This window comes from Corynebacterium sp. KPL3927, assembly GCF_040225835.1.
In the GTDB taxonomy this organism is placed as follows: Bacteria; Actinomycetota; Actinomycetes; order Mycobacteriales; family Mycobacteriaceae; genus Corynebacterium.
This window is the reverse complement of record NZ_JBEHGD010000002.1, coordinates 145553-166630: the sequence shown is the minus strand read 5'-3', so window position 1 is coordinate 166630 and position 21078 is coordinate 145553. Positions and strand designations below refer to the sequence as shown.

The 21078-nt window shown below is 55.0% G+C and carries 21 protein-coding genes and 1 rRNA gene; 21 read left to right on the top strand and 1 reads right to left on the bottom strand.

Annotated features, from left to right (window positions below; genetic code table 11):
* The first annotated feature begins 227 nt into the window (after positions 1–227).
* The 21 genes from rrf to ABRP86_RS02270 all read left to right on the top strand — a co-directional run bounded on the left by rrf (position 228) and on the right by ABRP86_RS02270 (position 20244).
* A 5S ribosomal RNA gene (rrf, locus tag ABRP86_RS02370) occupies positions 228–345 on the top strand.
* Positions 346–764: 419 nt separating this feature from the next.
* Positions 765–1586 carry a tetratricopeptide repeat protein gene (locus tag ABRP86_RS02365; RefSeq protein ID WP_349853012.1) on the top strand — a complete coding sequence of 274 codons (822 nt, stop codon included), beginning with the start codon at positions 765–767 and terminating at the stop codon, positions 1584–1586.
* Positions 1586–2569 (top strand): HAD-IIA family hydrolase, encoded by a 984-nt coding sequence (locus ABRP86_RS02360; RefSeq protein WP_349862274.1) that lies wholly within the window; start codon positions 1586–1588, stop codon positions 2567–2569. The genes ABRP86_RS02365 and ABRP86_RS02360 overlap by 1 nt, the downstream gene beginning before the upstream one ends.
* Positions 2560–2721 (top strand): hypothetical protein, encoded by a 162-nt coding sequence (locus tag ABRP86_RS02355; protein WP_005282788.1) that lies wholly within the window; start codon positions 2560–2562, stop codon positions 2719–2721. The genes ABRP86_RS02360 and ABRP86_RS02355 overlap by 10 nt, the downstream gene beginning before the upstream one ends.
* Positions 2721–3527, top strand: coding sequence for a TlyA family RNA methyltransferase (locus tag ABRP86_RS02350; RefSeq protein ID WP_349853014.1), 807 nt, complete (start codon positions 2721–2723; stop codon positions 3525–3527). The genes ABRP86_RS02355 and ABRP86_RS02350 overlap by 1 nt, the downstream gene beginning before the upstream one ends.
* Complete coding sequence (locus tag ABRP86_RS02345) at positions 3527–4408, top strand: NAD kinase (RefSeq protein ID WP_349862272.1); 882 nt, start codon at positions 3527–3529, stop codon at positions 4406–4408. The genes ABRP86_RS02350 and ABRP86_RS02345 overlap by 1 nt, the downstream gene beginning before the upstream one ends.
* Positions 4408–6078 (top strand): DNA repair protein RecN, encoded by a 1671-nt coding sequence (recN, locus tag ABRP86_RS02340; RefSeq protein WP_349853016.1) that lies wholly within the window; start codon positions 4408–4410, stop codon positions 6076–6078. Before ABRP86_RS02345 ends, recN begins: the two co-directional genes overlap by 1 nt.
* 10 nt (positions 6079–6088) lie before the next feature.
* On the top strand, positions 6089–7249 hold the full coding sequence (gene steA / locus ABRP86_RS02335) for a putative cytokinetic ring protein SteA (protein ID WP_349853017.1): 1161 nt from the start codon (positions 6089–6091) through the stop codon (positions 7247–7249).
* A gap of 15 nt (positions 7250–7264) precedes the next feature.
* On the top strand, positions 7265–8173 hold the full coding sequence (locus tag ABRP86_RS02330; protein ID WP_349853018.1) for a copper transporter: 909 nt from the start codon (positions 7265–7267) through the stop codon (positions 8171–8173).
* Positions 8174–8175: 2 nt separating this feature from the next.
* Complete coding sequence (locus tag ABRP86_RS02325; protein WP_349853019.1) at positions 8176–8814, top strand: NUDIX domain-containing protein; 639 nt, start codon at positions 8176–8178, stop codon at positions 8812–8814.
* Positions 8811–9701 carry a site-specific tyrosine recombinase XerD gene (xerD, locus tag ABRP86_RS02320; RefSeq protein ID WP_284782885.1) on the top strand — a complete coding sequence of 297 codons (891 nt, stop codon included), beginning with the start codon at positions 8811–8813 and terminating at the stop codon, positions 9699–9701. Before ABRP86_RS02325 ends, xerD begins: the two co-directional genes overlap by 4 nt.
* A gap of 164 nt (positions 9702–9865) precedes the next feature.
* Positions 9866–10738 carry a ParA family protein gene (locus ABRP86_RS02315; protein ID WP_023022236.1) on the top strand — a complete coding sequence of 291 codons (873 nt, stop codon included), beginning with the start codon at positions 9866–9868 and terminating at the stop codon, positions 10736–10738.
* A gap of 6 nt (positions 10739–10744) precedes the next feature.
* On the top strand, positions 10745–11542 hold the full coding sequence (locus ABRP86_RS02310) for a segregation and condensation protein A (RefSeq protein WP_023017549.1): 798 nt from the start codon (positions 10745–10747) through the stop codon (positions 11540–11542).
* 37 nt (positions 11543–11579) lie between these two features.
* Positions 11580–12134 carry an SMC-Scp complex subunit ScpB gene (gene scpB / locus ABRP86_RS02305; protein ID WP_023017548.1) on the top strand — a complete coding sequence of 185 codons (555 nt, stop codon included), beginning with the start codon at positions 11580–11582 and terminating at the stop codon, positions 12132–12134.
* A 55-nt stretch (positions 12135–12189) separates the two neighbouring features.
* Positions 12190–13101: a pseudouridine synthase gene (locus tag ABRP86_RS02300; protein ID WP_005279286.1), complete on the top strand. Its 912-nt coding sequence runs from the start codon at positions 12190–12192 to the stop codon at positions 13099–13101.
* Positions 13101–13793: a (d)CMP kinase gene (cmk, locus tag ABRP86_RS02295; protein WP_284628883.1), complete on the top strand. Its 693-nt coding sequence runs from the start codon at positions 13101–13103 to the stop codon at positions 13791–13793. The genes ABRP86_RS02300 and cmk overlap by 1 nt, the downstream gene beginning before the upstream one ends.
* Positions 13790–15373 (top strand): ribosome biogenesis GTPase Der, encoded by a 1584-nt coding sequence (gene der / locus ABRP86_RS02290; protein ID WP_349862269.1) that lies wholly within the window; start codon positions 13790–13792, stop codon positions 15371–15373. Before cmk ends, der begins: the two co-directional genes overlap by 4 nt.
* 182 nt (positions 15374–15555) lie before the next feature.
* The gene (locus ABRP86_RS02285) at positions 15556–17004 is read left to right on the top strand and encodes an FAD/NAD(P)-binding protein (protein ID WP_349862268.1); all 1449 of its coding nucleotides are present in this window, start codon (positions 15556–15558) and stop codon (positions 17002–17004) included.
* Positions 17005–17010: 6 nt separating this feature from the next.
* The gene (locus ABRP86_RS02280; protein WP_239268035.1) at positions 17011–17625 is read left to right on the top strand and encodes a GNAT family N-acetyltransferase; all 615 of its coding nucleotides are present in this window, start codon (positions 17011–17013) and stop codon (positions 17623–17625) included.
* The gene (locus ABRP86_RS02275; RefSeq protein ID WP_239268037.1) at positions 17618–19066 is read left to right on the top strand and encodes a lyase family protein; all 1449 of its coding nucleotides are present in this window, start codon (positions 17618–17620) and stop codon (positions 19064–19066) included. The genes ABRP86_RS02280 and ABRP86_RS02275 overlap by 8 nt, the downstream gene beginning before the upstream one ends.
* A gap of 23 nt (positions 19067–19089) precedes the next feature.
* A complete protein-coding gene (locus tag ABRP86_RS02270; RefSeq protein WP_349862265.1) occupies positions 19090–20244 on the top strand; it encodes an MFS transporter in 1155 nt (384 codons plus the stop codon).
* Here the strand turns inward: ABRP86_RS02270 and ABRP86_RS02265 are convergent.
* Entirely contained in the window at positions 20237–21055 is an 819-nt protein-coding gene (locus ABRP86_RS02265) for a class I SAM-dependent methyltransferase (protein ID WP_239268040.1), read from the bottom strand. The two genes, ABRP86_RS02270 and ABRP86_RS02265, sit on opposite strands and share 8 nt — an antisense overlap.
* Positions 21056–21078: the final 23 nt, after the last annotated feature.

The following is a 21078-nucleotide window of genomic DNA, read 5'->3' as shown; positions in this document are numbered from 1 at the left end:
CCCTAAAGACTATGGGGTAGATAGGCCAGACTTGGAAGCATTGTAAGGTGTGAAGGCTACTGGTACTAATTGACCAAAACAAACACACCACAAACACCCACACGGGTGATAAGAAGGGTGTACTTGTTGAGCGAGTAAACAAACAACAAACACATCGTGTGTGTCGCGTCCACTATGCAGTATCTGACACAACACCCACACACAGTGGGTAGTGTTCTTTTAGGTTTGTCGGTGGTTCATAGCTGCAGGGAAACGCCCGGTCCCATTCCGAACCCGGAAGCTAAGCCTGTACACGCTGATGGTACTGCAACCGGGAGGTTGTGGGAGAGTAAGTCACCGCCGACACCAAACAACAAAACAATAATTACATACAGTGTTGATGACGGTCCCCAACAGAGACCACCACCCAGGATAGACTTCGGGCTGGTGTGGCCTTGTTGGGGACCACCGTCGTTTTCACACCCCAACGGGATATGTGGCAATTGAGACCACAGTACGTTCAATTATTAGGGTAGGCATGTGCATGCCAGCATGGCTTCTACCGCGGCCGATACCCGCCGGTTAATCCACGACTTCATTGATGGCGAAGCCGTGACCAACAACGCTACCTCATAGAACATAGCTAGCTGCCTCGGCGTGTCTACCTTCCGCGCTCAGGCCTATGCGTTGGTAGCGAATTTTCCAGATTCTTTGATCGTCGTTGAGCACTGTAGAATGGGTGCGGTATTTCTGTGCGAGTTCCAACCAAGAAAGGGTAGGACTGAATGTCGGAGCGCAACCAGCACGGCCGTAATGGCCGTGCACAGGACCGTCGGGGTCGAAAGCCACGCAATTCGGGGGACCGCGATTCTCGGGGAGGGGGAAAGAAGAAGTCTTTTTCTCCACAGCGCTCTGGTTATAGGGAAGAGCGACTCAACCGACGTATGACGGATCCGGATATTCCTGAAGAGGTTGATATCAATGACTTGGACCCATTGGTGCTCCAAGACCTGAAATCTCTTTCCAAAGAGAACTCTGAGAACGTCGCCAAGCACATGATCATGGCGGCGACATGGATGGACGATGATCCAAAATTGGCGCTGCGGCATGCGCGTGCGGCTAAGGATCGGGCAGGCCGCGTGGCTATCGCCAGAGAAGTTAATGGCATCGCTGCATACCGTGCCGGCGAGTGGAAAGAGGCGCTGGCTGAGCTGCGTGCCGCCCGCCGTATTTCTGGCGGTCCAGGAATGCTCGCGGTTATGGCCGATTGTGAACGTGGTTTGGGTCGGCCGGAAAAGGCATTGGAACTGGGGCGCAGCCAGGAGGCCAAGGAACTGGACCCAGAATCCGCTATTGAATTAGCGATCGTCCTGGCAGGTGCCCGCCTTGACCTGGATCAGCCCGAATCAGCGGTGGTTACCATCCAGAGGGCGCAACCTGACCGCAGCGACCGGGGAGTAAGCGCATGTAGGTTGTCGTATGCCTATGCAAATGCATTGCTTGCCGCGGGTCGCACGGATGAAGCCCGCGAATGGTTTGAACACACCATCGCCATTGATGAGGGTGATTGGACCGATGCCGCTGACCGATTGGCGGAATGTAACTAATGAGTGTTTTAAGCAAACATGACGCTTTACTATTGGATTTGGATGGAACTGTCTGGGAAGGCGGCCGTCCTTTAAGCAACGTGGTAGACGTCATTAATACGTGCGGCGTTCCCGCAGTGTATGTAACAAATAATGCGTCGCGCAGCCCAGAATCGGTTGCAACGATGCTAACGGATATCGGTTTGAAGGCGGATTCTGGTGATATCATCACGTCCGCCCAAGCGGTATTGCAGTTAGCCAGCGAGGAAATTCCCTCGGGTGCGAAGGTGCTAATCATTGGCGCGGATTCTTTTCGGGACTTGGCCAAGGACATGGGTTTTTCCGTGGTCTCGAGCGCCGATGATAAACCAGCAGCTGTCCTCCAAGGCTTTGATAAGTCCGTGGGCTGGGAACAGCTAACGGAAGGTGCGCTGGCTATTCGGGCAGGGGCGAAGTTTTTCGCTTCGAACTTGGATACATCCCTTCCAATTGAGAGGGGACTAGGTGTTGGCAATGGCTCCTTGGTCGCCGCAGTCCAAAAGGCAACGGGAGTAGAGCCTGTTTCTGCCGGCAAACCCGAACCAGCGATGTTCTTCCTCGCGGCCAAAAAGGTCGGGTCAAAAAAGCCCTTGGCAGTAGGCGACAGGTTAGACACCGATATCGTCGGCGGTAATGCCGCAGCGATGAATACCTTCCATGTTTTGACCGGCGTATCGGGCGAGCTGGAGCTTATCGAGGCCCCCGTGGAGGCACGGCCCAACTTCATTGGTGCGGGCATGCACGAGCTTTCGCTGCCTATTTCGCAGGTGCGACCGGGGCCGCAAGGGGACTTTACTGCGCGGTGCGATGGGTACGACGTTCTTTTGCAGGGTGGAAATGAATCTTCTACCTCGGTACAAGCGCTTCGCACAGTCTTGGAAGTGGCGTGGTCGATGCCGTCACCGCCTCGGTATATTCAACCTCGCAGTGAGTTTGCGGAAAAGGTTGTGTCGAAATGGCGGTAAAGCCGCATGATTTTCGGGCCGTAAAGGAGCCTGAAGAAGTAGATTCAGAGATTTCGACGATCCTTGGCGAAGATGCGCCAACGCTTGCAGAAGAAGTCGACCAACTGGACAGGGCGCATTCCGTGTTGCGGAATGCTTTGCAGGAGAACTAATGCCACCACAACGCCGCAGGCTGGATGCAGAACTCGTGCGCCGAAAGATCGCGCGATCTCGTGAACAAGCCCGCGAGATGATCAAGTCCGGCCGTGTGACAGTCGGCGGGTTTAAGGCAGAAAAACCCGCAACTGTCGTGGATCCTGAAGTTTCCATCAAGGTCGAGGAGTCTGAGGAGGACAAGTGGGCCTCCCGCGGAGCGCATAAGCTTCTGGGTGCGCTTGCCGCATTCGACGTCGACATGGATGGTCGCATCTTGGATGCAGGGGCATCGACCGGAGGATTTACGGATGTGTGCTTGGCTTCTGGCGCACGAGAGGTGCTCTCCGTTGACGTAGGGTATGGGCAATTATTGTGGCGACTGCAAAATGACGACCGCGTGACGGTTTTGGATAGGACCAATATCCGCACTATTGATCCGGAGCTGACCAATGGCCTGTGCGACGGCATGGTCGGGGATCTATCTTTCATTTCCTTGAAACTGGTGCTGCCAGCAATTGTGGAGTGCATGAAGGACGGCGCGTGGTTGCTGCCGATGGTCAAGCCGCAGTTTGAGGTGGGCAAGGAGCGTATCGGCAGTGGCGGAGTGGTCAGGTCGCCGGAGATGCGGAAAGAAGTTACGCAAGACGTGGCCGAATTTGCGCTGTCTTTAGGCCTTAGCCTGCACGGTGTCGTTGCTTCCCCATTGCCAGGCCCGAGTGGAAATGTGGAGTATTTCTTGTGGCTGAAAAAGGACGGTATGTCCACGGACATGGCTACAATGAAACAGATGATTGATACTGCCGTTGAAGAAGGTCCGCAATAATGCGAGAGATATTGTTGGTTCCGCATGCCAATCGTGCAGAGAACCTGCAGGCTACCTCCCGTGCAGCCGAATTATTGCACGAAGCGGGGATAACGGTGCGCGTGTGCGCGGACGAAACCGTCTTGCCGGGGCTCCAACACGTGCCGCATTCTGATGCTGCTGCGGCAGGATGCGAACTGGTCCTTGTTTTAGGCGGTGATGGCACCTTCCTGCGCGCCGCCGATATGGCGCGGGCGGTAGATATCCCGGTCCTCGGAGTGAATCTGGGCCACGTAGGCTTCCTCGCGGAATGGGAGGTGGAGTCATTAGACGGAGCCGTCGCCCGCGTGATCGAGAAAAGCTACCGGGTAGAGGACAGGTTGACGGTGGATGTCTCTATTTCGGATGCCAACGGTCACCAACTGGCTAGCAGTTGGGCTTTGAATGAGGCCTCGGTAGAAAACCAGAACAGGTCAGGCGTGCTGGATGCAATTTTGGAGATCGACCGGCGCCCCGTTTCGTCGTTCGGTTGTGATGGCGTACTGATTTCTACCCCAACGGGTTCTACGGCGTATGCGTTTTCAGCTGGAGGTCCAGTGCTGTGGCCATCCCTGGATGCAATCTTGGTCGTGCCGAATAATGCACATGCGCTGTTTACCAAACCGCTAGTAGTTTCCCCGAACTCACTCGTTGCAGTGGAATCAACCATGCAAACTACACCGGCCGTGGTTATCTTGGATGGGTGCAGGGAACTTATTATGCCGCCGGGTGCCCGCGTCGAGGTGGTGCGCGGCAAGCGCCCCGTACGCTGGGTGCGGTTGGATGATCAACCTTTTACGGATCGATTGGTCTCTAAGCTGCGGTTGCCCGTGGAAGGCTGGCGCGGACCGAAGGAGAAATAGTGCTTGTCGATATTTCTATCAATGATTTAGGAGTCATTCGCCATAGCTCTGCGGAATTGTCGGAGGGCTTGACCGTATTGACCGGTGAAACCGGTGCAGGAAAAACCATGGTGGTCACGGGGCTTCGACTGTTGGCAGGCGGGCGTGCCGATGCTTCTCGGGTGCGCGATGGCGCTAAAAAAGCAGCCGTAGAAGGTCATTTTAGTTCCGCGAAGGAGAGCATTAGCCAGCTGGTGGACTCGGTGGGCGGCGAGCCAGATGAAAATGGTGAATTTATTGTCTCGCGCACCGTTTCAGCAGCGGGGCGATCGCGGGCATATTTGGGAGGGCGAGCCGTACCGGCCGCCACGTTGGGAGATTTCGCGCGGGAGCTAATTACCGTGCATGGTCAGAACGATCAATTGCGCCTCTTGGCCCCAGAAGAGCAGCTCGCGGCGGTAGATCGTGCGGACCCGCAATTGGCGGGCATCCGGGAAGACTATGCGGAGGCCTTTAAAAAATGGCGCAGCTTGGCCAAGGATTATCGTCGGCGCACGGAGTCTCGTAGGGAACTTGCCCAGGAAGCTGACCGCCTGCAATATGCCTTAGAGGAAATCAACGGTGTGGCGCCCGAGCCAGGGGAAGACGCGGAGCTGGTGCAGTTGGTGCAGCGCTTGCAAGACGTCGACGGTCTGCGCGAATCGGCGCATACTGCCTTGGCAGCGATTGATGGAACGGAAGAGATTGATGAGGCTGCTTCTTCGCTGCTCGGGCGCGCGGGATCGGCGTTAGTGGGATCCTCGGATAAGCAGCTGGCGGATTTGGGCGAGCGCATTTCTGAAATCACCTCGCAGCTAGGCGATATTTCAGCTGAGCTCGGTGGATACCTCGCGGGGCTGCCGGCAGATCCGAATCTGCTGGAAAAGTCTCTGCAACGCCAACAGGATCTCCGAGCCTTGACCCGTAAATACGCCAGCGATATCGATGGTGTTTTGGCGTGGCGCGATGAGGCGGAGTCCAAATTGCAGTCGATGGATACCTCCACTGAAGTCCTCGAGGAACTTAAGGCGCAGGTCAAAGAGACCGAGCAGGAGATGAAGCGGAAGGCGGCGAAGCTTACGAAGAGCCGCCGGAAAGCGGCGGAGGCGCTGGGCAAGTTGGTGACTGAAGAGCTGCATGGATTGGCCATGCCCAATTCCACTATGTCGGTTGAGCTTTCCGCGGCAAAGTATTCCAAGACAGGCGCCGATGCTGCGGAGCTGCAGCTCAACGGGAAGCCTTTGGCCACTGCGGCCTCCGGTGGCGAGTTGTCTCGAGTCATGCTTGCCCTTGAGGTTGTGCTCGCCAGCGAGGACGGTGCGACATTGGTCTTCGACGAGGTCGATGCTGGCGTGGGCGGGCGTGCGGCGGTAGAAATTGGGCGTCGGCTAGCACGGCTGGCTGCGCACAATCAGGTTATCGTCGTGACCCACCTGCCGCAGGTAGCGGCGTATGCGGATGCGCATTTGCATGTCTCGAAAGATAAATTTACCTCTGGGGTAGCCGAGCTAACGGAACAGGAGCGCGTGGAAGAATTGGCGCGCATGCTGGCCGGTTTGGATGACACCGAGACGGGGCGCGCGCATGCCCAAGAGCTTTTTGATCGCGCACAAAAAGAAGCTTCCGCGCGCCTTACCCAGCTGGCGGACTAAGCAAGGAACAATGGAGCCCATGGCTCTGTTTTCCCGTACCCCTGATCATCCTGGTGAGCATGCTGCATTGCGCGATTGCACCCCGGGCGCGAAAGGTCTTAAGAAGTTTTCTGAAGGTGATATCGCCGTTATTGATGCGGCGAATATTTCTCGGCCCGAGGCACAAACCCTCGTGGAATTGCAGCCCTCAGCGGTGGTCAACGTCGCCAGGTTTTCTACTGGCTCCATTCCTAATTGCGGTCCGCACATGCTTCTCGATGCCGACATTGACCTCCTCGAAGGCCTCGGCGAGGAATTTATCTCGGAGTTTAAGGATGGCAAGAAGGCACATATTGGGGACGATGGAAAGGTCTACGTCGCGGATAAAGTAGTCGGGACGGGGCAGAAGGTTTCCCGGGAGCGCGCAGACAAGAACTTCAAGGCGGCACAAAGCGCACTCATTGACCACATGGAGTCCTATTTCGCGAGCTCCATCGACTTCATTAATTCTGAAGGCCCGCTGCTTATCGATGGCCTCGGGGTCCCCGCATCCGGTTCCGAGATAGCTGGCCGGAAGGTCATCGTTTTATCTCCCACTGAAGACCACCGCTCCCAGCTGAAAGAATTGCGCAATTTCATCCGGGAGTATGAACCGCTGCTCATTGCGGTTGATGAAGCCGCGGATTCTCTGCTGGAGCAGGGATATAAGCCTGACTTCATCATTGGCGATCCTGCCAAGGTAAGCGATGAGGCGCTGCGTTGCGGCGCGCGCATTGTGGTGCCTGCGGATCCAGAAGGCAGCGTGGAGAGCATTGACCGCATCCAAGAATTGGGCATCGGGGCCATGACGTTTCCGGCGGCTTCGGAATCGGCCACGGATTTAGCGCTGCTCTTTGCGGATTACCACGGTGCGGGCCTTATCGTGCAGTCAGGTGGCGGCTTTGACCTCGATGATGTTTTTGCCAACCGCGTGGCTCCGTCTGCTGTAATGTCTCGGCTGAAGGCCGGAACCAAGGTGGTCGATGCTGAGGCAGTAATCAACCTGTATTCCGCTCCGTCCTCACACCTTGGCTGGCTATGGGCCCTTCTAAGCATCTTGGTGGCGATTGCAGCGATCATCTTGATCGTGGGCTTCGGCGGGAGCCAGGATTTCTTGAGTAATTTAAGCCAGACCTGGTCGAGCCTATTCTAAGCGGGGGGTAAAAATATGGCGAAAGCGCAACTAATTACGGGCCTCGGACTAGGGGCGGCGGTTGGTGTGACCCTCGGTGCCTTGGTGATCGCGCCCAACCTGACCACCAGCGTGGCTGACGATGACCCGATCCGTGCGGAACACCGCAAGGTGGTGCAAGAAAATAAGATCTTGCAAAACCAAAATGAGGCGAGCGATGACATCGTCAGTGATGTAGCTCCAGATCTGGTCTCCGGTACATTATCGCAGCGGCCGGTGCTGGTCATTTCCACCGATGACGCAAATAGCAGCGATCTTTCTGATATCACGAAGCTCTTAGAAGCCTCCGGGGCCACCGCTGCCGGGGAAATCAAGCTAAGTAAAGACTTCCTGCGCGGGGAAAGCAAAGACGATATCGTAAAAATCCTTAAAGATAAGGCCCCGAAAAAGGCAGATCTTAAGGGACTCGATAAAACCGTGGGAAGCTATGGCGGCGAGGTTTTGGGCGCGGCCTTATCCATGGACCCAGAAAGCACAGAGCCGCTCGCTAGCGTAAAGGAGCGATCTGAGCTACTGCGTGCCCTGCGCGATAAGGATTTTATTGATTATAAGGACGGTACTATCCTTCCTGCCCAGTCCATCCTCATTGTTTCTGGCAGCGGGGTGCGCGGATATTATTCCGACACCTTGGCTGAGTTTGCCACCGCCTTGGATGAGGTCAATGGCAGCGTGGTGATGAGCGCGCGGAGCAAGCAGACCCAGGACAATAAGACAGTAGAGCAATTGCGCACCAATGACGTGGATCTTTCTACCGTAGACGGCATTGAGCGCGCGGTAGAGCGCATTGCTGTGATTTCCGCCGCCGAAGAACAGCTTAATGGGGGCAGGGGAGACTACGGATCGGCAGAAAGCGCAGATTCCGCCCTACCGGAAGAGGAGAAATAACAGTGGCCCACGATTTTCAGGTCTTGGATTCAGAGTTAATTTTTGATGCGCCTATCGTCGCCGTACGCCGCGATACCTTGTCCATGCCAGGAGGCAACACGGCGGATAGGGAGATCATCGAGCACCTAGGAGCCGTCGCGGTGGTCGCCTTAGATGAGGATCGGCGGATCGCGATGGTGCATCAGTACCGGCATAGCGTCGGCAAGCGGCTGTGGGAGCTGCCCGCAGGACTGCTCGATGTGAAGGGCGAGGACGAGCTTTCAGGCGCGCAGCGCGAGTTGCAGGAGGAAGCGGGCCTTGCCGCGAAGGACTGGGAAGTTCTCACGGATATGGTGACCTCACCGGGGTTTTGTGAGGAAGCCGTGCGGATTTTCCTTGCGCGTGATCTAAGCGAGGTTCCGGCGCTGCAGGATACCGGGGATGAAGAAGCCGATATGGACTTGGCCTGGGTGGATTTAGATAGGGCAGTCGACAAGGTGCTGGCCGGCGAGATCGTTAACTCCGTTGCCTGCGCGGGGATTTTATCCGCGTATGCCACGGTCATTGGCGGGAAGCCGACTCGTCCGGTGGATGCCCCGTTCGATCTGCGCCCGACCCATATGGCTGCCCGCCGCAGCGGACCGGACTTGAAAAAGCAGTGACTGCTGCGGAGGACATCGCTCAGACTTGGTTGAATCACCTCGCCGTCGAACGCGGCGTTTCAGCAAATACCCTGAGCAATTACCGGCGGGATATTCGCAGGTATGTGGACTGGCTGGCAGCAAATGGGGTCCAGGACCTACGGCAGGTAACTCGACCTATGGTGGAGGCCTATTTAAAGGATCTGCGTGAAAATATGGCGGTATCTTCTGCCAACCGTGCCCTCATTGTTGCGCGCGGGTTGCATAAATTCGCCGTTGCGGAAGGCGAGGTCGATAGCGATGTTGCCGTCGAGGTAAGCCCACCTTCCACGGGGCAACACTTGCCGGAAACCTTGAGCGTGGATGAGGTGTCACGGCTCATCGAATCGACGCCTACGGAAACGCCGGTTGACCTTCGCGATAGGGCGCTACTAGAAGTGCTTTATGGCACTGGGGCGCGCATCTCTGAGGTAATCTCGCTCAACGTCGATGACGTAGCTACTGCCGATGACGTCTTAATGCTGCATGGCAAAGGCAATAAGGAGCGGCTTGTACCCCTTGGCTCGCACGCCAGGCAGGCCATCGATGCCTATTTGGTGCGCGCCCGGCCGGTGCTGGGAAAGGGGAAGACCGCCGCGCTGTTTTTGAATACGCGCGGCGGCGCGCTCTCGCGGCAAAGCGCGTGGTCCATTATTAAGACGGCCGCGCAGCGTAGCCAGTTGGATAAATCTATTTCCCCGCACACGCTGCGCCATTCTTTTGCCACGCACCTTCTCGAAGGCGGTGCCGATGTGCGCACCGTGCAGGAGCTTTTAGGGCATTCCTCAGTGACTACGACGCAGATCTATACGCACGTCACTGCTGATTCCTTGCGGGAAGTGTGGCGGACAGCGCATCCGCGGGCGTAGCTTCCACTCGTGCAGCAAGTGCTTAAGTCAAAGTTAGAGACTTGATATTTGCAAAGTCTCGGTAGTCATAAAGGGGAGCGGGTACGCTATAGTTACAACGTTGTAAGCAACCCTATGCCAAATGTCATGGTCCATGACTTGGCGTCAAGGAAGAAGGTTTGACTGTGAGCGAAGAGGGTCTCTTTTCAGCCTCTGATGTAGAGACGGGGCTAACTGGCCGCCCTGTCCGCGAGCTGCCGGAACCCGCCCCCTTGGAAAAACATGGGCCCGCCACCATCATCTCGATGTGTAACCAAAAGGGCGGCGTGGGCAAGACCACGTCCACCATCAATATGGGGGCCTGCCTCGCAGAGTATGGACGCAAGGTCCTACTGGTTGATTTGGACCCGCAAGGCGCCCTTTCGGCTGGGCTGGGATTAAACCATGACGACATCGAGGACTCGATTTATGACGTGATGTTGGATAGCCATACCTCTATCCACTCCGCCATTCACCACACCAGCGTGTCCGGCATGGACCTCGTTCCGGCCAATATTGACCTTTCCGCAGCAGAGATCCAGATGGTCAATGAAGTAGGCCGCGAGCATACCTTGGCGCGAGCCCTGCGTCCGGTGCGCCGCGACTATGACTTCATCATTATTGACTGTCAGCCTTCCTTGGGTCTGCTTACGGTCAACGCCTTGGCCTGTTCCCAGGGCGTCATCATCCCCATGGAATGCGAGTTCTTCTCGCTGCGCGGGCTTGCCTTGCTGACGGATACGGTGGAAAAGGTCTCTGACCGCATCAACTTCGATCTGGAAGTCATGGGCATTCTGGTCACCATGTTTGATCGGCGCACCAAGCATGCCCGCGAGGTAATGTCCCGCGTGGTGGAATACTTTGGGGATCAAGTATTCGATACCGTCATTACCCGTACCGTCCGCTTCCCAGAAACCTCCGTGGCCGGCGAGCCCATCACCTCGTGGGCGCCCAATTCACAGGCCGCGCAGCAATACCGCGATCTGGCGAAGGAAGTCATCGAGCGCTCGACCGTTTAAGCTACCGTGACGCAACCAGAGATTACGGGGTTTCGCATTGCCCTGCGGAATTTCGAGGGCCCATTTGATCTGCTTTTGCAGCTCATCCAGGCCAAGAAGATGGATATCACGGATGTGGCCTTGTCTGAGGTGACCGATGAATTTGTGGGCTACACGCGGCAGTTGGGCGAGAACGCGGATTTGGATGAGACGACTGATTTCTTGGTCGTGGCGGCAACGCTGTTGGACTTAAAGGCCGCACGGCTATTGCCGCGGGGCGAGGTCGATGACCTAGAGGACCTGGAGCTGCTGGAATCGCGTGACCTGCTTTTTGCCCGCCTGTTGCAGTACAAGGCCTATAAACAGGCGGCGGACCAATTTGCCCGCTGGCAGCGGGAGGCGCAGCGCAGTTATCCGCGCGCGGTGAGCATCGAGGAGCAATTTGCGGAGCTTTTACCTCCCGTAACCCTGGGGCATACTCCAGCGAGCTTTGCGGAAATGGCGGCGGGTGTCTTTCGCCCCAAGCCGCCGGAAGAAGTGGCAACGGGCCATATTCATGGCGTTGCCGTCTCCGTACCCGAACAGGCTGGAAAGATCCTCGAAACGCTCAAACTCATGGGCGCTGGGCAGTGGACAAGTTTTTCCTCGCTTACCCGGGATTGCACCACAACCATGCATATCGTCGGCAGGTTCTTGGCGCTCTTGGAACTGTTTAAGGCCAAGGCGGTCGATGCCCAGCAGGAGGAAGCGCTGGGCCAGCTGGACCTTTCCTGGACCGGCTTGGACGTAGATCCCGCGGTCGTTGCAGCAGCAAATTGGGACTAGTGCTAGCACCGCCGTCCGTGGTTGTACTCTAAGGGGCATGGATCTTCCGCTCATTTCGCAATTGCGGTCCCGCCTCGAGTCGATTTTGCTGGTTCTTGATTCGCCGGCATCCGTAGAGTCCTTGGCGCGGGCGCTTAGCGTGGAACCGGCGGTCATTAGTGACTGCTTGCGGGCCATCCAACGCGAATTCGATAGCCGCGGATCTGGAATTGAGCTGCGCGAAACGCCAGAGGGTTGGCGGTTTTATACGCGCCAGGAAAACGCCAGCGCGGTGGAGGAGTTCTTATTGGATGGGGCACAAACAAAGCTCTCGCGCGCGGCCTTGGAAACCCTCGCCGTCGTGGCCTATCGCCAACCGGTCACGCGCCAGCAGGTCTCTGCGGTCCGCGGTGTCAACGTGGACGGCGTGATGCGCACCCTTAACCTGCGTGGGCTCATCCGGGAGCTCCCGCAGGACGAGTTCGAAGGGGCGTCGCACCGGTATGAAACCACCGAACTTTTCCTTGAACTCCTAGGCATAGACTCGTTGGAACGCCTTCCGGATCTGGCGCCGCTTCTCCCAGATGTCGATGCAATCGACGAAGAGTACTGAGGTGGGGTAGACTCACGCAGGTAATTTCATATCTTCGAGAGAAAAGGACACTTCAGTGACTCCTCCCGCTCGCCGTGACGGCACACCGGATAAGAAGCAGCGAGACAGCGATATCGTTGTCTCCAATGCCAAGCCGGCTCGTAATCAACACGTTTCCAAGAAAAAGCAGAAGGCCACCGCTGAATCGGTGGCGCGCGATTTGGGCGCTGACTGGCTAGTCGATGACGACAAGCCCAAAGGTGAGCGCCTGCAGAAGGTCTTGGCCAAGGCGGGCGTCGCATCGCGCCGCCACGCGGAGATCCTCATTGATGCCGGCCGTGTCGAAGTAAATGGCAATGTCATTCTCAAGCAGGGCGTGAAGGTCAATCCCGCCGTGGACGTCATCCGCGTCGACGGTGTTCGCGTTAACGTCAACGAAGACCAAGAATATTTCATCCTCAATAAACCCCGCGGAATGCAGTCAACGATGTCAGATGACCTCGGCCGCCCCTGCGTGGGTGACGTGGTGTCTGAAAAGGTTGCCTCGGGCCAGCGCCTATTCCATGTGGGCCGCTTGGATGCGGATACGGAAGGCCTGCTCATCCTCACCAACGATGGGGAATTGGCCAACCGCCTGATGCACCCCAAGTATGAGGTGAAGAAAACCTACCTAGCCACGGTATTGGGCGAGGCCGATAATAAGTTGGTGCGCCAGCTTAAAGAGGGCATCGAGCTAGAAGATGGCCTAGCCAAGGCCGATTTCGTGCAGGTAGTGGACAAGAATCAGGGGTTCTCTCTGGTCCGAGTCGAGTTGCACGAAGGCCGCAAGCACATCGTGCGCCGCCTGCTGAAGGAAGCCGGCTATCCCGTACAGCGCCTGGTGCGCACCAAGCTGCACACGGTCCAATTGGGCGATATGAAGCCCGGCGGGCTGCGCGCACTGAATTCCAACGAGTTGACGAGCTTGTACAAGGCGGTGGGGATGTAATGATTTCGAATATGCCTGATGAAGGCCTGATCCTCGCGGTCGATGGCCCTTCCGGAACGGGAAAGTCCACGACATGCCGGGCCCTAGCTAAGCAATTGGATGCAAAATACATCGATACCGGCGCCATGTACCGCGTGGCAACCTTGGCGGTATTGCGCCAAGGCGTGGATCCCGCGGACAAGGAAGCGGTCATTTCCGCGACGGCTAACCTGCCCTTGGAGGTTTCCGATGATCCGGATTCCACGCAGGTGCTTTTCGATGGCGCCGATGTCTCCCGCGTCATCCGGGAAGATGAGGTCACCCAGAACGTCTCCGCAGTATCTGCCATCCCAGAGGTGCGGGAGAACTTGGTGGCATTGCAGCGCACGCTGGCACAGCGCGCCCACCGCGCCATTGTAGAGGGCCGCGATATCGGCACCGTGGTGCTGGCCGATGCCCCTGCGAAGGCCTTTATGACGGCTTCTGCGGAAGTCCGTGCGCAGCGCCGGCACGATCAAAACGAAAAGGCCGGCATTGCCTCCGATTTTGAATCGGTACTGGCGGATGTGCAGCGCCGCGATGCCGCGGATTCTTCCCGCGCCACCTCGCCGCTTCGCCCAGCCGACGATGCCACTATCGTCGATACCTCTGACATGAGCCCGGAGGACGTCGTGCAGGCTCTTATCAACGTGGTTAAGGAGTCCCGCTCATGAGCAATAAAGATTTTGAGTCCCCAGAGGAAGAAGTCACGCAGTTCCATTACCCTGCGGGTAGGTTCGACGAGGAAACGGTCGAGACCTCGTCGGGGTGGGCTACGGACGATTTCGATGCTGAAGAATTTGACTACGACTTTGATGAGTCGGAGTTCGGCGAGGCCGATTACGGGGATGAGGAAGGCCTAGAGCAGCCTTTAAGCGAGGACGAGTGGGAGCAGCTCTCGCAATCGCTAGACTTTGCTGACGCCACCGAAGAAGCCCTGTGCACCGTCGCTATTGTGGGCCGGCCGAATGTGGGCAAGTCTTCGCTGGTTAATCGCTTCCTCGGCCGCCGCGAGGCCGTCGTAGAAGACCACCCTGGCGTTACCCGTGACCGCGTGTCCTACGTGGCGGACTGGAATGGGCAGCGCTTTATCGTGCAGGATACCGGCGGCTGGGATCCCAACGTCAAAGGCATGCACGCCGATATCGCCCGCCAGGCAGAAATGGCGATGGATACCGCCGATGTCATCGTAATGGTGGTAGACACCAAAGTAGGCATTACCGAAACCGATGAGGTTATGGCGCGCCGCCTGCAAAAGTCTCCGGTTCCGGTGATCGTGGTATCGAATAAGTTCGATTCCGATAACCAGTATGCGGATATGGCGCAGTTCTACGCCTTGGGCCTCGGGGACCCGTGGCCGGTGTCCGCACAACACGGACGCGGTGGCGCGGACGTGCTGGATGAGATCCTGCGCAGCTTCCCCGAAGAACCGCGCGAGACCTCGATTACGTCGGGCCCTCGCCGCGTCGCGCTCGTCGGCAGGCCTAATGTGGGCAAGTCTTCGTTGCTCAATAAGCTCACCAGTGAGGAGCGCTCGGTGGTAGATAATGTCGCCGGCACCACGGTGGATCCCGTGGACTCGCTGGTGCAGCTAGATGAGCAGTTGTGGAAGTTCATCGATACCGCGGGCCTGCGCAAGAAGGTCAAGAACGCGCAGGGCCACGAGTATTATGCGTCCTTGCGCACCCGCGGCGTCATCGATGCGGCCGAGGTATGCATCATGCTTATCGATGCCTCCGAGGAGATCTCCGAGCAGGACCAGCGCGTGCTCAATATGGTGCTCGAATCCGGTAAGGCCTTGGTCATTGCGTTCAATAAGTGGGACCTGATGGACGAGGATCGCCGCTATTACCTCGACCGTGAGATTGACGAGCAGCTGCGGCACTTGCCGTGGGTGACCCGCGTTAATATTTCGGCTGAGACCGGCCGCGCCTTGCAAAAGCTGGAGCCGGCCATGATCGAGGCCCTAGAAAGCTGGGATCAGCGCGTGTCTACCGGTCAGCTCAATAACTGGATGCGTGAGGCGATTGCTGCCAACCCGCCGCCGATGAAGAATAATCGTTTGCCGCGAGTGCTGTTTGCTACGCAGGCATCGACCCAGCCGCCGACGATTGTTCTATTTACCACTGGATTCCTCGACGCGTCCTACCGGCGCTATCTTGAACGCAAGTTCCGCGAGCGCTTTGGTTTCCACGGCACCCCCATCCGCATCGCCGTGCGCGTGCGCGAACGCCGAGGCAAAAAGCGGAAATAAGAGTTCACTGTGAAAGCGAGCGAAGCACTCACACATGTGGGGCTTCGCTCGTGTCTTTTCTTTTGATAGAACCTATAAATAAGAGTATTAAGGTAACCTAAGCTAGGCAGATTTAGGTTAATTCCTTATGAATCTTATTTATAAACCTTGTGCGTCGCGCTCGTAGAGTATTTACTCAAGTTGTGACCATTCATCAGCATTTTCGCGTCGGTGTAGTCGGCTGTGGCATTGGCGGCTCCCTTTTCTTCGAACATTTGGCAGCCATGCTCGAAGAGATCGATGAACAACCCGTGACAGAAATCGAAATATTGATATTCAATCCTGAGCACTCAATAGGTACCGGCATACCTTTTGGTCCAGACCTGCCCTGTGCAACTATCAATACAAGCTATCGTCGTTTAAACTCCCTTGGAAAATCATCAACTTTATTTACGGACTGGCTTGCTGAGACAAACCGGTTGGCGAGCCAATTGAATTCCTTCCCAATACCTCGAAGTTTTTATGGTGCATATTCTCGCTCTAAACTAAGAAATGCTGTGCAATTGATCGAGAAGAGTATCCGTGTGCGATGGGTTAAGGAGCGAGTTCACGCTATGTGGTCTATTGCTCCAGACAAAATTCAAATAGCTACAGAATCTGGCGAGCAATTCTTGGTCAATGCATCAATACTGGCCGTAGGAAACTGGTCCCCGCCTAAAATTCCTGGTGCCAGAACATGTTATCCATTAGAGAGGCAGATCCAAAGTATATCTCCGGCATCGGGGCCCGAGACTCTAATTGTTGGTACCGGCCTATCAGCGGTGGATGCTGCCGTAACTTTAGCTGAGCAAGGGATTGCGTGCACTATGGCATCGCCCAGCGGCAGGTTGCCGTGGGTACAGATCGTGGAGGAAGCTGAAAGTCCATTCCCAAAGCATTTGACGATTTCAGCGGTCAAGGAATTAGATGCGGAAGGAGGGCTTACTGCCGATGCTGCATTGGGACTAATGGTACGAGAATCCGAGGAATATGGCGTTGACTTAAATGCTGTGCTGGCCGGCCAACATTACGATCAACACTGGAGCGATCCTCGAGAAGATCGACGCCATAATGCTGCGTACACGGTATTGAGCACTGCAAATGCAGCTTTAAATCTGATTTTTCAACGTCTCTCAAATGAGCAACGACAAGTATTCGAGCTGGCATTAAATGGAAACTGGCGCAGATTTAGGTTCAGGATACCGCTTAGCAGGTGGAAGCAATTAAAAAACTTTATATTAGTTGGGTTGGTGCAACTAGACACTCTTCCTCCAGTCGAACGCAACCCATCTGCACTTGCATCTTATTCATCGGTGATTGATGCTAGGGGCCAGAGCGCTTTGATCCAGAATTCAACGTTTCTAACAAACGTTTTTCGAGAAAATGGACTCAAATGCGACTACAAAGGACGTGGTTTATGGGATCCAAGTACCGGATTACTTATCTCTAGCCGTAAGAATAGTAGTCCGAAAATTTACGGAATCGGGTGCGTAACGGCAGGATCCAACCTCATTACCTCCGCCCTCGATGTTATTGATATTCAAGCTAATCTAGTAGCGCGATCAATCTTCGGGCAGCTAACTTGCACAGTCCCAAAATTCAAGAAAAGGTAGGACACGATGCTAAATAGCAACATTCCGAAAGTCCCTCTACTTCGCGGAAAAAATATTACTTTAGAAGCATTGAGTGTAGACCATGCACCTGGCTTAGCGGAGGCAGTTAAAGACGGAGAAATATGGAGGCGGTGGTATACCAAGGTCCCCGCTCCCAGTGCGATGCAACAAGCAGTAGAAGAACGTATCTCTTGGTACGAGTTGTACGGGACGCAGCTTTTTACGGTGTTTGACCAAGCCCATACTCCATTGGGGATGACTGGTTTTCAGTCATTAGACAAGGGAAATAGACGCGCACAAATAGGATACACCTGGTATAGGGAATCAGCTCAAAATACTGCGGTTAATAGTGATTGCAAGCTCACCCTAATAAGCTATGCGTTTGAGCAATTAGATTTCTTATCCGTCTTCTTCACGACCAATTCTTTCAACCGTGCCAGTCGGCGCGCTTTGGAATCAATGGGCGCACATCTAGATGGAATTCTGCGGAGCCACCAGGTACTCGATAACGGGATCATTAGAGATACCTGCGTTTATAGCGTATTGAGGCATGAATGGCCTGCTGTTAAAAATCACCTGCAATATAAGCTTGCCATCAAGACCGAGGAAAACAATGGCTGAGAACAATGAAGTAGCCAATTATGTCGCTATCGACCGAGCATCAGCTTTGGTTTTAATAAGGCAGAGATTGATTACATCGTCTGATTTTAACCATATTATTAACGCTGTCGCCTTAATTGAGCGAGAATCAGAGTCCTCACGATCCAATGGCTTTTCTGACTATCTCTATTATCAGAAGCGCGCTATAGAGATTGCAGGTCCGACGTATGGAAATGTTCATGTTGGCCGTTCGAGACAGGACATTCTTATTACATGCCAGAGGATGAACCTTCGCCGCGCAATAGTGCAGCTATTTGGCGAGGTGGTGGGTCTTCGTGACGATTTGTTAAACTTTGCAGCTACAAAGTGCGACCTAATTGTCCCAAGCTTTACCAATGGAGTTCAGGCCCAGGTGACTACGCCAGCGCATACTTTTCTTGGTTATGAAAGAAGTTTTCAACGGATAACCCAACGGTTATGCGAAGCATTAGAACGGGTCAATACTTGCCCGCTTGGGTCTGCTGCATTGGCTGGAACAAGCATTCCGGTTGATCGAAGGGTACTTGCGCGGTTACTTGGATTTTCTAAAGAAACAGCAAATACCTTTGATGGGGCCCAAGTCTCCTCGATAGACGTGGACCTCGAACTCATGGGAATATTTGAGACGGTAGCCATGGTTATCGGGATGATCACCCAAGATATTCATTCCCAATACCAGAATCCGCATCCCTGGTATATTCTCGATGCTCCAGATCTAACCCAACCAAGCACGTTGATGCCGCAAAAGCGCAACCCTGTGGCTCTTAACCATGTCAGAATGAAATCAAGTCGTACTATCGGACACTGCCAAGTCGTTCGAAGCCTGCACCATAATGTGCAAACTGGATTAACTGATCATAAGCGCGGTGATTCTTGGATCGCGGCAATACAAACGCTGGACTTGGTTGAGCATTTCCGAAAAGTAGTTCAAAATTTGAACTTTGTTCCCGGGGCCGCAATGGATATGGTTAATTCAGAATACTCCGCGGCATCAGAGATAGCGAACACACTTTATATCGTATCCGGGATTCCGTTCCGCAAAGGGCACGATTTTACTAGTAAATTAGTGGATTACTGTCGACGCGAATCGGTACTGTTTCATGAACTCACATTGGAAGAAATCGACAATATTTATCGAGGCGCAGAATCCAATTCAGCACGATCTACGTTTCCGCTGACTATCGAACAATTTCGGGAAACTGTTGATCCGCGCCATTTAATTAATAATTACGCTGTAATCGGTGGTGCTGCACCACAAGAGACGAATCGCCAGTTACGCGCCGCGCGTCGTGAGTTATCTAACGATCATTCCACTGTTTCCACATTTCTGCATATGGAGGAGAAATGGCCTGATCAATTGCTCCGGGAAGTCGACACCGAGCTTTCCATCGCAGCAACTCAGATTCCAGGTGATCAAGTCTAGGGTGTGTAGAGGACTATGCCGATATGCTAAAGAAAAGCTATATTCCCCTGTTCCTTTTAGGCATGTGTGCACTCATTAACCTGTACTCAACTCAGCCGATTTTGGGGCAGTTAGGGGCATGGGCGCACATTGCGCCCGAAAGAGCTGCTTGGACAGTGAGCGCCACGACCCTAGGTGTGGCGATTTGTGCGCCGTTTTCAGGAGCTATTTCGGACGTATATGGCAGAAAGAAAGTGATGCTGTGTGCTTTGGGAATTATGGTCATTTCAACCATTGCTTGTTGTTTTTCTCCCAATTTTCTTATGCTGCTGGTGCTTAGACTCTCTCAGGGGCTCGCAACCCCCTTTGTATTTACCGTCGCGGTAGCTTATATCTCTGAAGAGGAAGAGGATGGTGCCCAAGCTAAAAGTTTATACGTGGCAGGAACAGCGTTTGGTGGCTTTGCGGGAAGATTGCTTTCTGGTCTGGTTACGGACTGGACAGGTGTTTGGCGGCTTTCTTTCGCTGCCAATGCGGTGATTCTTCTGTTTACTATCGTTGCCGTAGTTTTCTTTTTGCCCCCTGAAGATAACTTCCAACCGGCTTCTTCAGTGATGGAGTCGGTGTCGGGTATTCGAGCTCAGATGAAAGAGCCCGGCCTTTTAGCTTCTTGTTTCATTGCAAGCTGTCTTCTATTCCAACAAGTCTCCTCTTTTACCTTTGGTTCTCTAAGGCTGATGGACCCGCCTTACGATTTATCTACCTCGTTAGTCAGCTTCATTTTTGTTATCTTCCTTTTACCAACAGTGCTGACGCCTTTCAGCGGGGAGCTCATTTCCAAAAAGGGGAGGGTCTTTACATTTGGAGTCGTCGCTAGCATAACTATCTTGGGCTTAATGCTGACCTTATTGCCGTTTCTCTGGGCGATGGTGCTGGGGTTAGCTTTCTCATGTGTTGCCGTTTTCATGGGCCAATCATGTGGAACTGGATTCGTAAGTACCCATTCGAAAACAAACAAATCTACTGCAGTCGGGCTATACACATCGTTTTATTACCTAGGCGGCACCTTGGGAGCAATAGTTCCAGAGCCTGCCTATCAAACCTGGGGCTGGATATCAATAGTGCTTATCATTATAGTATTGGCAGTTTGTAGTTTCGGTGTGGCGCGACGCTTTTGGACAGATAAAAGTTCTATTTAATTGCGTTTGAAGTGTCCCGTACCAGCACGAAAGCATCCGTGCGGTACGGGATGTGTAGTTTTTGGCCGGCAGAAAAGCCCATGTGCTCGTAGAGGTACCAGTTCAGGTTGTGGGTCATGCGCTCGTGGATGGCCTCGTTATTTCTGAGCCAGTATGAACGAGTGTGCATGAGTTGGTGGAGCTGCTCTGGGGTAAGTTCGTGGGTCCAGCTCAGCCGGAGTTCGCGCTCTAAGGTCCAGGGTGCTTTATATTCGGGATAGAAGCCGGGCTTATGCACGTCGCCGGAGTGCATGATGCGGCTGAGACGGAGGATCCAGGGATCCGCGTGTACGTCGAGGGTATTCCACACTAAAAGCACGCGCCCGCCCGGCGCGAGGATGCGGTCCAGCTCGGCAGAGGCGGCGGCAACGTCGACCCAATGCCAGGTTTGGGCGAGGCAGGCGGCGTTGAGGGAGGCATCGGCAAGCGCGGTGTGCTCGGCCGTGGCGCGGATGATGGGGATATCCAAGCGGCGTTGGAGCACGCGGGCCATGTCTGGAGATGGTTCAACCGCGAGCACGTTGGGGTTGGTGAGGGACTCGGTAAGTTTGCCGGTGCCGGCGCCGATATCGGCAACGCGGTGGGCGCCGGCGATGAGCTCAGCAACCTCGGCCGGGTAATGGGGGCGGACATCCTGATAGGTGTGCGCGCCGTGATGGAAGGCGCGCGCTGCCTGGGTGCGCTGGGGATCGGTGCTGAAGGTAGGCTTCTGCTTCGCAGAGGGATTTCGGTAGCTGGGGAAGTGCTGGGGGTTGGGATGGCGAGTCGACATAGGCTATCTAACCTACCGGGAAT

What these genes read in the sequence shown, in the direction of transcription:
- cmk (WP_284628883.1), top strand. Translation starts at nt 13,101, where the DNA reads ATGATTTCGAATATGCCTGATGAAGGCCTGATCCTCGCGGTCGATGGC.
- der (WP_349862269.1), top strand. Translation starts at nt 13,790, where the DNA reads ATGAGCAATAAAGATTTTGAGTCCCCAGAGGAAGAAGTCACGCAGTTC.
- ABRP86_RS02355 (WP_005282788.1), top strand. Translation starts at nt 2,560, where the DNA reads ATGGCGGTAAAGCCGCATGATTTTCGGGCCGTAAAGGAGCCTGAAGAA.
- ABRP86_RS02270 (WP_349862265.1), top strand. Translation starts at nt 19,090, where the DNA reads ATGCTAAAGAAAAGCTATATTCCCCTGTTCCTTTTAGGCATGTGTGCA.
- ABRP86_RS02265 (WP_239268040.1), bottom strand. Translation starts at nt 21,055, where the DNA reads ATGTCGACTCGCCATCCCAACCCCCAGCACTTCCCCAGCTACCGAAAT.
- ABRP86_RS02275 (WP_239268037.1), top strand. Translation starts at nt 17,618, where the DNA reads ATGGCTGAGAACAATGAAGTAGCCAATTATGTCGCTATCGACCGAGCA.
- ABRP86_RS02345 (WP_349862272.1), top strand. Translation starts at nt 3,527, where the DNA reads ATGCGAGAGATATTGTTGGTTCCGCATGCCAATCGTGCAGAGAACCTG.
- ABRP86_RS02280 (WP_239268035.1), top strand. Translation starts at nt 17,011, where the DNA reads ATGCTAAATAGCAACATTCCGAAAGTCCCTCTACTTCGCGGAAAAAAT.
- ABRP86_RS02350 (WP_349853014.1), top strand. Translation starts at nt 2,721, where the DNA reads ATGCCACCACAACGCCGCAGGCTGGATGCAGAACTCGTGCGCCGAAAG.
- ABRP86_RS02330 (WP_349853018.1), top strand. Translation starts at nt 7,265, where the DNA reads ATGGCGAAAGCGCAACTAATTACGGGCCTCGGACTAGGGGCGGCGGTT.
- ABRP86_RS02360 (WP_349862274.1), top strand. Translation starts at nt 1,586, where the DNA reads ATGAGTGTTTTAAGCAAACATGACGCTTTACTATTGGATTTGGATGGA.
- ABRP86_RS02365 (WP_349853012.1), top strand. Translation starts at nt 765, where the DNA reads ATGTCGGAGCGCAACCAGCACGGCCGTAATGGCCGTGCACAGGACCGT.
- steA (WP_349853017.1), top strand. Translation starts at nt 6,089, where the DNA reads ATGGAGCCCATGGCTCTGTTTTCCCGTACCCCTGATCATCCTGGTGAG.
- scpB (WP_023017548.1), top strand. Translation starts at nt 11,580, where the DNA reads ATGGATCTTCCGCTCATTTCGCAATTGCGGTCCCGCCTCGAGTCGATT.